General features: G+C 58.4%; 15 protein-coding genes. 2 read left to right on the top strand and 13 right to left on the bottom strand.

Annotated elements, in window-relative coordinates; genetic code table 11:
• Positions 1-65: 65 nt before the first annotated feature.
• From ACR0LN_RS20930 to ACR0LN_RS20880, 11 genes are all read right to left on the bottom strand, one after another.
• Positions 66-1,166, bottom strand: a complete 1,101-nt coding sequence (locus ACR0LN_RS20930; protein WP_480432449.1) for an alpha-hydroxy acid oxidase — start codon at positions 1,164-1,166, stop codon at positions 66-68.
• On the bottom strand, positions 1,166-1,720 hold the full coding sequence (comE, locus tag ACR0LN_RS20925; RefSeq protein ID WP_480432447.1) for a sulfopyruvate decarboxylase subunit beta: 555 nt from the start codon (positions 1,718-1,720) through the stop codon (positions 1,166-1,168). Before comE ends, ACR0LN_RS20930 begins: the two co-directional genes overlap by 1 nt.
• Entirely contained in the window at positions 1,717-2,223 is a 507-nt protein-coding gene (gene comD, locus ACR0LN_RS20920) for a sulfopyruvate decarboxylase subunit alpha (RefSeq protein WP_420584840.1), read from the bottom strand. The genes comE and comD overlap by 4 nt, the downstream gene beginning before the upstream one ends.
• A gap of 48 nt (positions 2,224-2,271) precedes the next feature.
• Positions 2,272-2,682: a universal stress protein gene (locus ACR0LN_RS20915; RefSeq protein ID WP_480432445.1), complete on the bottom strand. Its 411-nt coding sequence runs from the start codon at positions 2,680-2,682 to the stop codon at positions 2,272-2,274.
• A 23-nt stretch (positions 2,683-2,705) separates the two neighbouring features.
• The gene (locus ACR0LN_RS20910) at positions 2,706-3,686 is read right to left on the bottom strand and encodes an alcohol dehydrogenase catalytic domain-containing protein (RefSeq protein ID WP_480432443.1); all 981 of its coding nucleotides are present in this window, start codon (positions 3,684-3,686) and stop codon (positions 2,706-2,708) included.
• Positions 3,683-4,444: an SDR family NAD(P)-dependent oxidoreductase gene (locus tag ACR0LN_RS20905; protein WP_480432442.1), complete on the bottom strand. Its 762-nt coding sequence runs from the start codon at positions 4,442-4,444 to the stop codon at positions 3,683-3,685. Before ACR0LN_RS20905 ends, ACR0LN_RS20910 begins: the two co-directional genes overlap by 4 nt.
• A complete protein-coding gene (gene hisD, locus ACR0LN_RS20900) occupies positions 4,437-5,744 on the bottom strand; it encodes a histidinol dehydrogenase (protein ID WP_480432439.1) in 1,308 nt (435 codons plus the stop codon). Before hisD ends, ACR0LN_RS20905 begins: the two co-directional genes overlap by 8 nt.
• A 12-nt stretch (positions 5,745-5,756) precedes the next feature.
• Positions 5,757-7,085, bottom strand: coding sequence for a TRAP transporter large permease (locus ACR0LN_RS20895; protein ID WP_480432438.1), 1,329 nt, complete (start codon positions 7,083-7,085; stop codon positions 5,757-5,759).
• Between the two features lie 11 nt (positions 7,086-7,096).
• Positions 7,097-7,609 carry a TRAP transporter small permease gene (locus ACR0LN_RS20890; RefSeq protein ID WP_480432436.1) on the bottom strand — a complete coding sequence of 171 codons (513 nt, stop codon included), beginning with the start codon at positions 7,607-7,609 and terminating at the stop codon, positions 7,097-7,099.
• A 111-nt stretch (positions 7,610-7,720) separates the two neighbouring features.
• Positions 7,721-8,866 (bottom strand): TRAP transporter substrate-binding protein, encoded by a 1,146-nt coding sequence (locus ACR0LN_RS20885; protein WP_480432434.1) that lies wholly within the window; start codon positions 8,864-8,866, stop codon positions 7,721-7,723.
• 24 nt (positions 8,867-8,890) lie between these two features.
• Positions 8,891-9,076: a hypothetical protein gene (locus ACR0LN_RS20880; RefSeq protein WP_480432432.1), complete on the bottom strand. Its 186-nt coding sequence runs from the start codon at positions 9,074-9,076 to the stop codon at positions 8,891-8,893.
• Positions 9,077-9,213: 137 nt separating this feature from the next.
• Here ACR0LN_RS20880 and ACR0LN_RS20875 point away from each other — a divergent pair, with 137 nt between their 5' ends.
• Positions 9,214-10,239, top strand: coding sequence for a LacI family DNA-binding transcriptional regulator (locus tag ACR0LN_RS20875; protein WP_480432430.1), 1,026 nt, complete (start codon positions 9,214-9,216; stop codon positions 10,237-10,239).
• Here the strand turns inward: ACR0LN_RS20875 and ACR0LN_RS20870 are convergent.
• Positions 10,236-11,216: a LysR family transcriptional regulator gene (locus ACR0LN_RS20870; RefSeq protein ID WP_480432428.1), complete on the bottom strand. Its 981-nt coding sequence runs from the start codon at positions 11,214-11,216 to the stop codon at positions 10,236-10,238. The two genes, ACR0LN_RS20875 and ACR0LN_RS20870, sit on opposite strands and share 4 nt — an antisense overlap.
• Positions 11,217-11,541: 325 nt before the next feature.
• Here ACR0LN_RS20870 and ACR0LN_RS20865 point away from each other — a divergent pair, with 325 nt between their 5' ends.
• On the top strand, positions 11,542-12,513 hold the full coding sequence (locus ACR0LN_RS20865) for an agmatinase (protein ID WP_480432426.1): 972 nt from the start codon (positions 11,542-11,544) through the stop codon (positions 12,511-12,513).
• Here ACR0LN_RS20865 and ACR0LN_RS20860 read toward each other — a convergent pair.
• Positions 12,510-13,490, bottom strand: coding sequence for an arginase family protein (locus ACR0LN_RS20860; RefSeq protein WP_480432425.1), 981 nt, complete (start codon positions 13,488-13,490; stop codon positions 12,510-12,512). The genes ACR0LN_RS20865 and ACR0LN_RS20860 overlap by 4 nt on opposite strands.
• Positions 13,491-13,494: the final 4 nt, after the last annotated feature.

Genomic DNA, 13,494 nt, shown 5'->3' with positions numbered 1-13,494 from the left:
CCCTACGTCATATCATATTCAAGGAATTGCACCAAATCTGCGCGGGGTACGCAAAGGTGTGAAATTCAGGATTTCAATACGTCGATTGAGGTTGCCCCGATCTGAGCCATCGTAATGCTGAACTCATCACTGAGGACGTCCCAGAGCTGCTGCAAACCGGCCTCACCTGCGGCGGCCATCGCAAACTGCATGACCCGGCCAAAGAAAACAAAATCCGCGCCCGCCATCAGTGCTTTCACGGCGTCTTCGCCCGACCGCAACCCGCTATCGTAGAACACAGGGTAGTCATCACCCACAGCAGCCCGGACTTGCGGCAACATCTCAAAGGCCGGGGGGGCGCTGTCCAATTGCCGCGCGCCGTGGCTTGAGACCTGAATGGCATCCACACCAGCGGCTTTCACGGCCAAGGCGTCCTCGGGGTCCAAGACGCCTTTGACGACAAGTTTCCCACCCCACTGATCGCGCAGCCGGGCGAGTGTTTCCCACGTTGCCTTGGCCCGGCTTTCTGTGCGGTCGAACTCGTAACCGTCCTTCAAAAAGTTAGCCATCTGAGGTTTTCCGGCAGCCAAAGTCGCCAACGACCACCTTGGGTGCAGGGCAAAGTCGATGAACTGGCGCGGGCCGATGCGGAAGGGCATCTTGAACCCATGGCGCAATTCTCGCGGTCGGCGGCCAACCTCGGGGACGTCCACGGTTAGAACGAGAGTCTCATACCCCGCAGCGCGCGCGCGTTCGACCAGCTTGAACGTGCCCTCTCCGTCTCCGCTGAAGTATAGCTGAAACCAAGCGTTTCCTTCGGCGACCTCAATCACCTCTTCCATCGGGGTCGAGGCCACGGTCGACACACCTAACGGAACCTTGTAGCACGCCGCCAGACGCGCCAGCATCAAGTCAGCGCCGGGCGCGGACAGGTTGCACATGCCCATCGGCGCGATGCCAAAAGGACGTTGCGCAGGAGTGCCAAACAGTGACGTCGCCAGAGATCGTGTGCTCACATCTCGCAATACGCGCGGGCGCAGGGCCATAGCATCCAAGGCGACACGGTTTCGAGTCGCCCCGACCTCGGCCCCCGCCGCGCCGTCTATGTAATCGAACACCATCCACGGCAGACGCCGCCGCGCAAGACGGCGGGCGTCCTCGGCGCTGTGGATGGCGCTGGCTGTCATCAGGCCTGAACGGCCTTCATAAAGCGGTCGCGGATTACTACCGGGTCCATTGTGATCGGCGGCATCTTGGCATTGCCGCTTTCGCATTTGCTGACGATGATGGTCATCTGCTTGGCGTCCAGCGCCTCTTGCAGAACCCGACCGGTTTCCTCAGCCTGACATTCGATGACCCGATCACAGCCCGCAGCCTCGGCCATTTTCGCCAGCGAGGTTTTCTGACCTGCATAGGTCGGCTGATCCCCGGTGGACCCATATGAGCCGTTGTCGACGATCAGCAGGATATAGTTGTCCGCCACGTTGTTGGCGATGGTCGGCAGCGTGCCCAAATTGGTCAGGATTGAGCCATCACCATCAATCACGATCACCGGTTTCGGCTGCGACAGCGCCAGCCCGAGGCCAATGGACGAGGCCAGACCCATCGTGCCCAGCATGTAGAAATTGGTCGGCTGATCATCGATGGCGTGCAGCTCCTGACTGGGGATGCCGATATTGCAGACCACCAGTTGATCCCGCAGGATCGGGGCGATTTCTTTCAGAATCTCAGAACGGATCATTGGTCGCCGTAGCCTCCCCAGAAATTGGCGTCGGTCAGGATGGCGACCGGCTTGTTGCACATAAAGGTGTATTTCAGGATCGCGTCCAATTCCTCGACGTCCGCCTGATGGTGGAAGTGGTAGGTCGGGATATTCAGCTGCGCCAGCAAGGCTTTGGTGTGGACTGCCATCTCGACCTGACAGGCGATGGGCTCACGCAGCTCTCCGCGATATGAGATCAGCATGGGCAGCGGCATCCGGTAGTACTGGATCAGTGTCGCCAGCGTATTGATTGTCACGCCGATGGCGGTGTTCTGCATGATGATCGCCGGGCGCTTACCGCCCATCCAAGCGCCCGCGCACAGGCCCATGCCTTCGTCTTCCTTGTTCGAGGGGATGTGATAGATGCCGTCGCGCTGGTCGATTTCATCTATGACCCCGGCCAGTTGCTTGCACGGCACGGTGGTTACAAACGAGATATCGTTTGCGACCAGATCGTCAGTGATCTTCTTGTCTATGTTCATATCCGGTCTGTCAGTCCTGTTTGGGGCGCTATTGGCGCGATTGACGGGTTAGATTCTGCGATGGACGTGCACTGCACATCCGGCATGGCGCACGACGCGAGATGCGGTCGAGCCCAGGAAGTAGTCGCTGAGGCCCGGTTTGTGCGAGCCGATGACGATGCAATCCACGCCGTTGGCATTGGCGTAGTCAATAATAGTCCGGGCGGTGTGGCCCTTGACGATCTCGAGCGTGACACCCTCAATCCCCTCGGTCTTTTTGCGCAACAAACTGGTGGCGGCACGAAAGCCCTCGGCAACCATATCCTTGTCAAGGTAGGCGCTGACCGAACCTTGCGGCATCTCATAGACATGCAGCGCGACGATTTCGCCATCTTCCCCGGACAGCGCGCGCGCGACCTCAAGCGTGTGTTGTGAAATGCCGTGATCCAGCGCCATTGGAACAAGAACTTTCTTATACATGAATCCCTCCGTATCTGTCGGGCCTATGCCCATGGCGCGAGGATGATTTTCGGGGCTGCAACAGCCCCTTTACGTAGATCCCGGAATGCATCTGCCCCTTCGGACAGTGTCCGTTCCTCGACCCAGTTCAACGCACCCAGACGACCGTCAAAGATGGCTTGGGCGGTTTGCCGGAAATCCTCGGCCGTATATGTATAGGTGCCGATAAAAGTGATTTCCTGCAAGGTCATGCGGCGGATGTCCAGCCCTCCAGCGTCTTCACCCAGTCCGACATGAGCGATCACACCGCCCGGTTGGACCAGCGACGACGCCATAGCGCGGGTGACCGCAAAGCCGACCGCGTCAATGATCAAACCGAAGCTGTCTTGCGTTTCGCCGACGACATTGAAATCTCCGAAACCCTGCAAATAGGCGCGGCGCAGATCGTTGGGTTCAACGATCACAACATCATCTACACCCATCGCGGACAGGGCCAGCGCAGCCGCGACGCCAATGGCGCCCCCACCGATCACCTGCGCCTTGCGATCCATTGCCGGGTGCAGTGCTTCAAGGCCCAGCCGAACCGCATGCCAACTGACCGCCAGTGGTTCGGCCAGCGCTGCCTTGGCGAAACTTACGTGATCCGGCACCTCGACCAGATTGGTGTCGGGCATGGCGACGAATTGGGCGAAAGCCCCTTCGCGCGGCGGCATCGAGATGATCTGGCGATCCGCGCACAGGTTCTCTCGCCCAGACCGACAGGCCGCGCAGGTGCCACACGTCACCAGCGGGTTAATCGTAACACGCGCGCCATCCCGAGGACCGCCCACGATTGTGCCTGCTGCCTCGTGCCCAAGTATCAAGGGTGCAGGACGGCGCGCATCGTGGCCCAAATAGGCATGCATGTCCGAGCCGCAAATGCCCGCTGCCTCAATTCGGATGAGGTGTTCGCCAAATTGCGGGGTGGCATCGGGCACTTCCCGAAACGCCACCTGCTCCACACCTTCATAAACCAGCGCTTTCATTTCGCTGTGAACCCCCCATCAACCATCAGGACCTGTCCGGTGACGTAATCGGAAGCCTTTGAACACAAAAACAGGATCGGGCCGTCGATATCATCCATTCGCCCGTTGCGCTGAATGCACGTCTGGGCCGCGTTCCGCGCAGCGCGCGTAGGATCACCGAACACCGCCTGTGTGAGTTCGGTTGGGAAAAACCCCGGACCTATTGCGTTGGCGGTGATGCCGTGAGGCGACCACGCCTCGGCCATAGCGCGGGTCAGTTGGCCAATCCCAGCCTTGGTTGCGCCATAGGCAATACCACCCGGAAAGGCCCGCGTGGTTTGAAGCGAGGCAAAGTTCACGATCCGCCCCCAGCCACGGTCCTTCATTGCAGGGACCATCGCCTGGCTCAGAAAAAACGGAGCGCTCAGGTTCAGCGCTAAGGTCGCGTCCCAGCCTTCTGGCGTGACGTCATCCGCCGCTTCGCGCGTGTTCACTCCGGCGGCATGGATGACGATGTCAGGTGGGCCAAATTTGGACCCGATGTCATCGACCAGCGAACCGATTTTCGACCGCTCAGCCACGTCCGCAACAACGGTGTCAGCGCGTTCGCCTATCTCGTCCTGCATCTCAGCCAAAGCGTCGGCTCGACGCGCCACGCCGACTACATTGGCACCAGCGGCAGCCAGAACCGCAGCCGCGCGTCGACCAAGGCCCGAGCTGGCACCGGTGACACAGGCCACCCGCCCTGTCAGATCAAAAAGCGCCCGTGGGTCATCCATCTGCGGTCAGGTCGAACTGTTCGTCGGGGAAATACTTGGCCAATCGCACATCGGCGGCACGGGCGTGCCCCTCCATGCCTTCTAACCGGGAAATACGCGCGGTCGCCACGGCGATGGGTTTCGACCCTTCCCGCGTAGCGCGCTGCCATGTCACGATCTTCATGTATTTGTGGACGCTCAGGCCGCCCGTATAGCTGGCCGCACCCGAGGTTGGCAGCACGTGGTTGGTTCCCGTGGCCTTGTCTCCATAAGAGACGGTAGTCTCCTCGCCCAAGAATAGCGAGCCGTAGCAGGTCAGACGGTTCAGCCACCAATCCAGATCCTTGGCCTGAACAGTCAGATGTTCGGGCGCATAGTCATCGGAACAAACGGCCATTTCTTCACGATCCGAACAAACGATCACCTCGGCATAGTCGCGCCACGCGGCAGAGGCGTTTTCGCGGTTCAGTTCAGGCAGATCCTCGATCAGAGTCGGAACCAGTTCCATAACCTTTTCCGCCAACGCACGATCATCGGTCACCAGCCAGACGGGAGAATTGTAGCCATGTTCGGCCTGACTGACCAAATCAGTCGCAACCACATGCGCGTCGGCGCTGCTGTCGGCAAGGATAAGGCTATCGGTAGGCCCCGCGATCATGTCGATCCCGACTTTGCCATAGAGAATACGTTTGGCCTCGGCCACGAACTGGTTGCCCGGACCCACAAGGATATTCGCGCGTGGCAGGCCGAACAGGCCATAGGTCATCGCGGCCACACCCTGCACGCCACCCATGGCCAGAATACTGTCCGCCCCGCAGATATGCGCCGCGTAGACAATTGCAGGCGCGACGCCCTCGCCCGGCTTTGGCGGCGAACAGGCGGTGATATGGCGGCACCCGGCCACCTTGGCCGTGGTCACTGTCATGATCGCGCTGGCGATGTGGCTGTAGCGCCCGCCGGGTACATAGCACCCAGCCGCATCCACCGGGATCGCCTTTTGACCCGCGATAAACCCCGGCACGATCTCCATCTGCACATCTGACACGGTGGCCTTTTGCGTTTCGGCAAAGCGGCGGACATTGTCGTGGGCAAAGCGGATATCGGCCTTCAGCTTCTCGGGTACCAGTGCGATGGCGGCGTCTATCTCGTCCTGAGTCATAAGGACATTGCCATCGAACTTGTCGAATTTAGCCGCGTATTCCAACGCCTTAGCGTCACCGCCCGCCTCAATATCGGCAAGGATGGTCTTGACCGTATCATGTACTTCGGTGGCATGAGATTGCGCCGTCAAAGTCGCCTTTTTGAGATAGTCACGAGGCATGGTCAGCAGGTCCTATTGGTAGATTTCAGGAAGCAAGGTGGTCGACACCGCCGGAACATAGGCGATCAGGATCACCACGATCAGCATGGTCAGTACGAAAGGCACGGCACGGGCGGCAATCTTCAGAATGGATTCACCGGTAATGCCAGATACCACGAACAGGTTCAGACCCAGCGGTGGGGTAATGAAGCCCACGCCCAGTGCGGTAATCATCATGATGCAGAACTGGATCTCGTTCATGCCGATATTGTCGGCCAGCGGCTTGAGGATCGGTGCAAGGATCACAATGTTCGGGGTCGTCTCCATCACGCAGCCCGCCGCGATCAGGATGCCGATCATCAGTAGGATCAGCAGGTATGGATCATCGGTCATGGCTGTCACCGAGGTCACGAACCCCTGCGGCACACCCATTATCGCCAAAGCTTCGGCTAAGGGGGCCGAAAACGCAATGATCGGCAGGATAACCCCATTCACCTTGGCTGAACTGACCAGCATCGACGGAAAATCGGCCAGTGTCAGCGTACGCAGGATAAAGCCCATGATGATGGTAACAACCACGGCGGTCGCACCGGCCTCGGTCGGCGTCAGGCGACCCGAGAAGATGCCGTAGAAAATGATGCCCGGTACGATAAACGCATACCAGCCAGATTTCAGCGCTTTGCCCAGATTGGCCAGCCACTCGCCCATGGTCATCATGCCGCCGCCCTCATAGGCATAGAGGCGGTTCATGATGATGTTGGTGATCAGGATCGAGACCAAAATGGCCAAGCCAGGGATTAGCGCCGCAAGGAACAGGGTCGAGGCGGAAATGCCCAGCACAAGGCCGATGATAATATAGGCAATCGACGGTGGGATCAGGATGCCGGTACACGCCCCCGCCGCGACCAGCGCACAGGCATAGGGGCGCGGATAGCCGCTTTCGACCAGACGGTTGATGGTCATTCGGCCCACAGCAGCAGCACCGGCTGCATCCGATCCCGAAATCGCAGCGAACATGCCGCAGACCAGCACGGTCGCCGATCCGAAGCCGCCCTTGGCGAAGCAGGTCAGCGCCTCGGCCACGTCAAGGAATTTGCGCGATAGCCCGGTGCGTACCAAGACGTCCCCGGTCAGAATAAACAGCGGCACGGCGGTCAGGGCAAACGCGTCGATACCGGTGAACAGGCTCTCACCCACAAGGCTCAGCGGCAGGTCGCCGGACATGACCAGCATGACGATCGCGGCCGTGCCGATGGCGGCCCAGACCGGAACGGCCAATGCGATCAGGCCAACGAATAGGATGACGGGGACGTAAAAATCCCAGCCCAGTTCAACGGTTTGATTGAGGGAATTCCAAAGCATTCGGTTTCTCCTCAGTCAAACAGCTTGTCGCCTTCGAAGACGGGAGTGCCGTCACGAAGAGATTTCACATCACGCAGGAAGGATTGGATCAGGCGCCATATCATCAGCGCAAATCCGGTGGGCACGGCCATCAGGAACCAGACCTTGGACACCCGCAGGCCATCCGTCACCGATCCGAACTTGGCCGAGACATGCACGGCCTCGTATGACCAGTACAACGCGATAATCGCCACCACGAACATGACCAGATCACCGAAGATATACAGCAATGCCTTGGGACGCGGCGGCAGGTAGTGCATGATTACGTCGATGCGGATATGGGCACGCTCTTTAACCGCCGCCGCCGCACCGATCCACGCGAGGTAGATAAAGGAATAACGGACGATTTCCTCGCCCCAGATCGAGGAAAACGCAAAAATCTCACGCCTCAGAACCTCGATGGCCATTGTAATGACCAACATCACGTAGAACACCAGCAGCAGCCAGCGCTCGGCGTTGCGGTCTATGTTTTGAAGAACGGTCATCCGAATCCCTCGGCAATAGAACAGCCAGGCACAAGCCTTCTGCTTCGGGCCCTTTTCGGCCTGACTGTCCGTGGAAAAACCGAGCGCCCGATGCGGGCGCCCCAGATGGCGTTATGCGTCGTGGACGTAGTATTTGCCCTGCGTTCCCGCCGCCTCGACCAGTTTTTCGAAGTTCTCCATCGACCCCGCCAACTCGGTCTTGAACGGATCCCATTCCGACCGCTGATAGCCGCCAACGTCCTGCCATTCCGCCAACTGATCGTCGGACAGCGACTGGAATTGTACGCCGGCCTTATTCAGCTCGGCCATGGCATAGGCGCGGGCCGACGGCACTTTGGACAGGTTCTGGTGGCTGGTCATCTCGGACCCCCACATGATGCCTTCCTGCACGTCGGCCGGCATCGAGTTGAACCATTCAAGGTTACAGGAATACACCTGACTGTCCGGCACCGCCTGCGTGAAGGTCACATTGCTGAGGATATCCTTGAAGCCGAACACATACAGCGCGCCGACTGACGGGTCGAGCGCATCCGCGACGCCCTGCTTGATGGCCGAGGGGGTCTCACCCCAAGCAACAGGTGTCGGGTTTGCACCTACCATGCGGTAGTATTGTTGCAGCATTTTCGAGCCCGGAACACGGAATTTCACGCCGCTCATATCTGCCGGAGTGACGATGGGGTTGCCCCCTTGACGCACAGCAACGACACGCGGGTCGATTACGACATAGAAGAGCGCTTTGAACCCAGCGGCTTCGACCTTTGGATGAACTTCGTTCTTCCAGGTGTCGGAATGCACAAGATTGGTGAAACGCTGGTTCGAGCCGCACAGATACGGCATATTTATCAGGTCAACGGTCGAAGCAAACGGCGCGAAGTTCGAAAGCGAATGCTGCGCGGCTTGAATGGTGCCGCCTTGCACCTTCTGTACCAGCGAGCCACCTGCACCTAGCTGCCCGCCCGGAGCCAGCTTTACGTAGACCTTGCCGTTCGTGGCGTTCTGGATGTTTTCCTTCAGGTCCAACTGCATGATCGGATAGCTGCGCGATGCGCCCAGCACGTACGCTGTGGCGATGGTCATCACATGCTCGGCGGCCTTCTCACGCTCGCTCTCTTCTTTGGCGGTTTGCGCTGCGGCCTCGGACGACCAAAGCACGCCAGCCGCGCCCGCCACCATCGCAGCGGTAAAGGCCCCAGTCGCGCTGAGCTTCAGGAAATTACGGCGTTCTTCCGAACCCAGTTCGGTTTTGTCGTTGTTCATCAATTGCCCTCCCAAGCAAAAAAGTCAGCCGTCGCCTTTGGCGTCGCGATCGGCTTCCTTTTTCAGAATTGCGACAACGAACAGGATCGACGCCGCGAACAGGACCAACATCTCTCCTACGTCCCCCAGAAATGCGCTGCCCGCAAACGCACCCATGGCGACGTTCGCAAAGTAGATGACGAACACGATGATCGATGCGGTCAGAAACATTTCACGGACTCCCTTTGGAATCGGTCCAATGTCATTTGTAAGCGCTTACATGAAAAATGCAAGCGCTTACATAGCCACTTTTCTTGAGACGCGCTTAAGTCTAAACTTATTGGCAAAAGCGAATAGCAGGTTTGGAAATGTCGAAACTTGGATCAGCACCAACGCTGGATGATGTGGCCAAACTCGCCGGTGTTTCGACCGCGACCGTTTCACGCTGTTTGAACAACCCGGATCGGGTGGTTGAGGCGACGCGCCAGCGCGTGCAGTCAGCTGTGGATGCGTTGGGGTATATGCCCAACTTTGCTGCACGTGTGATGGCAGCCAAGCGGTCATCGACAATTGGCGCGATCATTCCCACGATGGAGAATGCAATTTTTGCCCGTGGTCTGCAGGCGTTTCAGGAAGAATTGCACCAACATGGATATACATTGCTGGTTTCCAGCTCGGCCTACAAACCCGAGATCGAGAAAGAACAGATCCGCACGCTGGTCGCGCGTGGAGCAGACGGATTGCTGCTGATCGGGCATGATCGTGACCCACGAATTTACGAGGGTCTTGAGCGCAGGAATATCCCTGTCTTGGTCGCATGGTCGTTTCTGCCTGACGCAAAGGTCGCCTCAATCGGCTTTGACAATCGCACGGCGATGGCTGAACTTGCGAACCGCGTGATCGAGGTGGGTCACAAAAAGATCGGTCTGATTTCAGGCATCAGCGCAGGCAATGATCGCGCGCGTCTGAGGATTGAAGGCGTACAGGACGCGATCAAACAGAATGATCTGCCCTCGTCAAATCTGACCATCATCGAAACGCCCTATGAAATTGAAAACGGTGGCGACGCGTTTTCCCAGATGATGTCACAAGCCGAACCGCCCACCGCCGTTCTGTGCGGCAACGATGTTCTGGCCGTGGGTGCGTTGCACCGGGCGCAAGAAATGAAGCTGCAAGTTCCCAAGGACGTTTCCATCACCGGATTCGACGATATCGAACTGGCGCGGATTGCGACCCCGGCGCTGACCACCGTACACGTACCACACAGGGAAATGGGCCGAAGGGCAGCTTTGGAACTGGTTAGAATTCTGGAAAACCAGGGAACCGGCACGAGTGCGCGGCTTGCGACACATATCATCGAGCGTCAATCGCTTGGTCCGCCGCCCGGCACCTAGGCGGCCTCGGCTTCCATGGTGCGGAAATCGTCCTTTAACCAGGCATGGCTTTTGCACATCGGGTCCGTGAAATGCTGCCGGATCAGCTCGACCATCGCCTTTTGGATCAGCCTCGAAGTCGTCTCTGGATACACCTCGGTTGTAAACAAAGACACCGTCCGCACAAAGTTCCGCCCCGGAAACGGAATGGCCCGAACACTGTCATGGAACCTTTGGGCGCGGTGGAAACAAGCAGCAGACGTTATCGCCCACCCGCTGCCCTCTGCCACCAGACCGATGATCGAGTGATTGCATTCCATCTCAAATCGGTTCGGCAGTTTGTACTTATTGCGGGTTAGCTGAATCTCGATCTGCTTGCCGATCATATAGTCCCGCGAATACCGCAGCAGCGGTAATTCAGCGTCCGGTTTCAGCAAATCTTCGGGTGCACCGTGATACGTATTGGGAAGGATCACGATAAACGGATCCCGCATCAGCGGGTATTCAATCAGCCCTTCGGTCCGTTCCGAGGGCCGGGTGGCTACCCCTGCATCCAGTTTGTGTTCTTGCAGGTTGGCGATGATTTCATGGCTGGGGCGGGTATAGTGGCGAAAACTGCAGCGCGGCAGAGCTTGTGCAAGAAATCGGAACAAATCTGGTGCAATCTGGTTGTCGAAATCGTCGATAAGCGCCAGTCGCAAGTCCGTCGCGTGCCGCCAGTTGCCCGACCGAATTTCTGCTTCACCCCGTTTAAGCACCGTCAGCCCGTCGCGGACGTAACGCGCAAAAACCTCGCCTGCAGGCGTCAGCCCCATCGGCCGTCTCTTGTGATCGACCAGACCAACGCCCAAAGCAGCTTCAAGGCTGCGCAGGTGGTTCGACACGGTGCTGATCGACAGTCCCGTCTCGGACGCGACTTGTTGGATTGATCCCGACTTGGCGATCAGACGGAAGACTTCCAGCCAACGAAGGCTCAGGGGTTTCGACACAGCGCACATCCCTTGTTTCGATTTCTTCGAAACGAAGCCAAGCAAAGTTTAGCGCTGGCGGCAATGGTGATGTTGAATAAACAAGCAAGAAACAATCCTACCTTTGTTCAGATCTTAGATCGTAGAGCGGACAAACAGTGGCCGCGTCGGCCGCACGGCAGGTTTCGCTGATATCGAAACTAAGCGTAAGGCGTTTGTCACAACCAATACTTGTGTGACGCGCTGCGCGCTGGAATGCGCAAACGTTTAGGCATCCTGATCTAGGCGCGTCAGCCCATTTTCAAGCCCCAAAACTACCGCTAGTCTCGCGCCAGAACCAGCGAGGGGGGACCACATGACCAATGCGTTTTTTCAGCCTGTTTCGGCGATGGAGCTTGCCCGGTTCGCCGGCATCCCCACCTTCATGAGATTGCCCAGTGTTTCACTTGACCATGAACGCATCTCAGAGGTTGAGGTGGGATTGGTTGGCATCCCTTGGGATGGCGGCACGACCAACCGCCCCGGAGCGCGCCATGGGCCACGGCAATTGCGGGACTTCTCGACCATGATCCGCGCGATGAACCCTGTCACGGGTGTTGCGCCCTTCTCGATGGCCAATTGCGCCGACTTGGGGGACGTCGCGCCAAATCCGGTAGATATCGAAGACACGTTGAACCGGGTAACCGCCTTTTATACGGACCTCCGCACCCGCGGCATTGCCCCGCTAACCGCCGGAGGGGATCACTTAACTACCCTGCCGGTTCTGCGCGCTCTGGCTGCATCTGGCCCATTGGGTCTGATCCAATTCGACAGCCACACCGACCTGTTCGACACCTATTTCGGCGGTCATAAATTCACCCACGGCACACCGTTTCGTCGCGCAGTCGAAGAAGGGCTGGTCGACCCCAAGCGCTTTGTTCAGGTCGGCATTCGGGGTACAGCCTACAACACCGAGGACATCGAATGGGGCGAGGCACAGGGCATCCGCATCATCCGCATCGAGGAACTGTTCGACCGGGGCATTGATGACGTCATGGCCGAGGTTCGCAGCATTGTTGGCACCGCGCCCACCTACTGTACCTATGACATCGACTTCGTCGACCCAACCTATGCCCCCGGCACCGGCACACCGGAAATTGGTGGGCCGAACAGTTTTCAGGCGCAACAGGTCATTCGTAAGATGGCAGGCATCAATCTGATCGGAGCAGATCTGGTCGAGGTCGCGCCGCCCTTCGACCCCGAGGGCGGTACGGCATGGCTTGGCATCTCGTTGATGTTCGAACTGCTCTGCGTTTTGGCGCAGGCTGTGGATGCGCGGCGGCTTTAGGCCGCACTGACGTTTTCGGCGATCATTGAGATCATCTCGAACATCACCGCCGCAGCCGTCAGGGCGGTGATGTTATTGGGGCTGTCCTTGGTGGGCATCATGCAAACAACGTCTCCGCCCACAATGTTCAACCCGCGTGCGGCGCGCAGGATGCCAACGGCTTCGTCTATGTCAAAGCCCTTCTCTCCGGGTTCCAGATTGGACACTGCTGGCGCCACTGTGGGGTCGAGGCAATCTAGGTCAAACGTAATATAGACAGGTCGGTCGCCTAAAACTTCTTTGGTCTGCGCGACCACTTCCGCAAGTCCACGCTGGCGGAATTCGCGCATCGTGACGATGTTATAGCCATAGTCATAGGATGGCTGCAGCCAGTCCAGACTGCGCGGATGTCCCCTTAGCCCGATCTGCATGGATCGTGTCGGGTCGACCTGCCCCTGATCGGCCAGATAAGCACCCCAGTGCGCCGCCGATTTCTTTGCACCCAGAAAGTGGTCAACTTTGGTGAACACATCTGTATGTGCGTCCAGATGCAGAAAGCTGATCGGTTCTCCACCTGCCAGCTTACCGCGTCCCAACGCCTGAACGATGCCTCCGGTTATGGAATGATCACCCCCGACCGAGACAGGACGTGCGCCGGCCGAGTCGATACCTTTGTAAAAAGCAGTAATACGTTCGATGCAGTCCTCGTTGTCATTGGCACGGGGAAACGGAACGTCGCCAACATCTGCAATTTTTGCGCTATTCCATGGGTCGATCTTGAATACCGAATGCACACGGCGCTGCACGGCCGAGATGTGGCGCAAAGCGCGCGGCCCCAAATGCTGATCCCGCTCGGTCGTACCATTGCCAGTGGAATGCGGCACGCCCACCAGCGCGATGTCCTGCCCCTCGGGGCCTTCGTTCGGGCAGCGGAACAGGGTCGGCACGCCCCACCAATAGAGATTGTCCATCATGGACTGTTCATAGCGATCAGTCATAGTT

It is taken from the genome of Ruegeria sp. AA6, from assembly GCF_056542865.1.
Note: the sequence above shows the minus strand (reverse complement) of the source record. Positions and strands in the feature narration are given on the sequence as shown.

What these genes read in the sequence shown, in the direction of transcription:
- ACR0LN_RS20930 (WP_480432449.1), bottom strand. Translation starts at nt 1,166, where the DNA reads ATGACAGCCAGCGCCATCCACAGCGCCGAGGACGCCCGCCGTCTTGCG.
- comE (WP_480432447.1), bottom strand. Translation starts at nt 1,720, where the DNA reads ATGATCCGTTCTGAGATTCTGAAAGAAATCGCCCCGATCCTGCGGGAT.
- comD (WP_420584840.1), bottom strand. Translation starts at nt 2,223, where the DNA reads ATGAACATAGACAAGAAGATCACTGACGATCTGGTCGCAAACGATATC.
- ACR0LN_RS20915 (WP_480432445.1), bottom strand. Translation starts at nt 2,682, where the DNA reads ATGTATAAGAAAGTTCTTGTTCCAATGGCGCTGGATCACGGCATTTCA.
- ACR0LN_RS20910 (WP_480432443.1), bottom strand. Translation starts at nt 3,686, where the DNA reads ATGAAAGCGCTGGTTTATGAAGGTGTGGAGCAGGTGGCGTTTCGGGAA.
- ACR0LN_RS20905 (WP_480432442.1), bottom strand. Translation starts at nt 4,444, where the DNA reads ATGGATGACCCACGGGCGCTTTTTGATCTGACAGGGCGGGTGGCCTGT.
- hisD (WP_480432439.1), bottom strand. Translation starts at nt 5,744, where the DNA reads ATGCCTCGTGACTATCTCAAAAAGGCGACTTTGACGGCGCAATCTCAT.
- ACR0LN_RS20895 (WP_480432438.1), bottom strand. Translation starts at nt 7,085, where the DNA reads ATGCTTTGGAATTCCCTCAATCAAACCGTTGAACTGGGCTGGGATTTT.
- ACR0LN_RS20890 (WP_480432436.1), bottom strand. Translation starts at nt 7,609, where the DNA reads ATGACCGTTCTTCAAAACATAGACCGCAACGCCGAGCGCTGGCTGCTG.
- ACR0LN_RS20885 (WP_480432434.1), bottom strand. Translation starts at nt 8,866, where the DNA reads ATGAACAACGACAAAACCGAACTGGGTTCGGAAGAACGCCGTAATTTC.
- ACR0LN_RS20880 (WP_480432432.1), bottom strand. Translation starts at nt 9,076, where the DNA reads ATGTTTCTGACCGCATCGATCATCGTGTTCGTCATCTACTTTGCGAAC.
- ACR0LN_RS20875 (WP_480432430.1), top strand. Translation starts at nt 9,214, where the DNA reads ATGTCGAAACTTGGATCAGCACCAACGCTGGATGATGTGGCCAAACTC.
- ACR0LN_RS20870 (WP_480432428.1), bottom strand. Translation starts at nt 11,216, where the DNA reads ATGTGCGCTGTGTCGAAACCCCTGAGCCTTCGTTGGCTGGAAGTCTTC.
- ACR0LN_RS20865 (WP_480432426.1), top strand. Translation starts at nt 11,542, where the DNA reads ATGACCAATGCGTTTTTTCAGCCTGTTTCGGCGATGGAGCTTGCCCGG.
- ACR0LN_RS20860 (WP_480432425.1), bottom strand. Translation starts at nt 13,490, where the DNA reads ATGACTGATCGCTATGAACAGTCCATGATGGACAATCTCTATTGGTGG.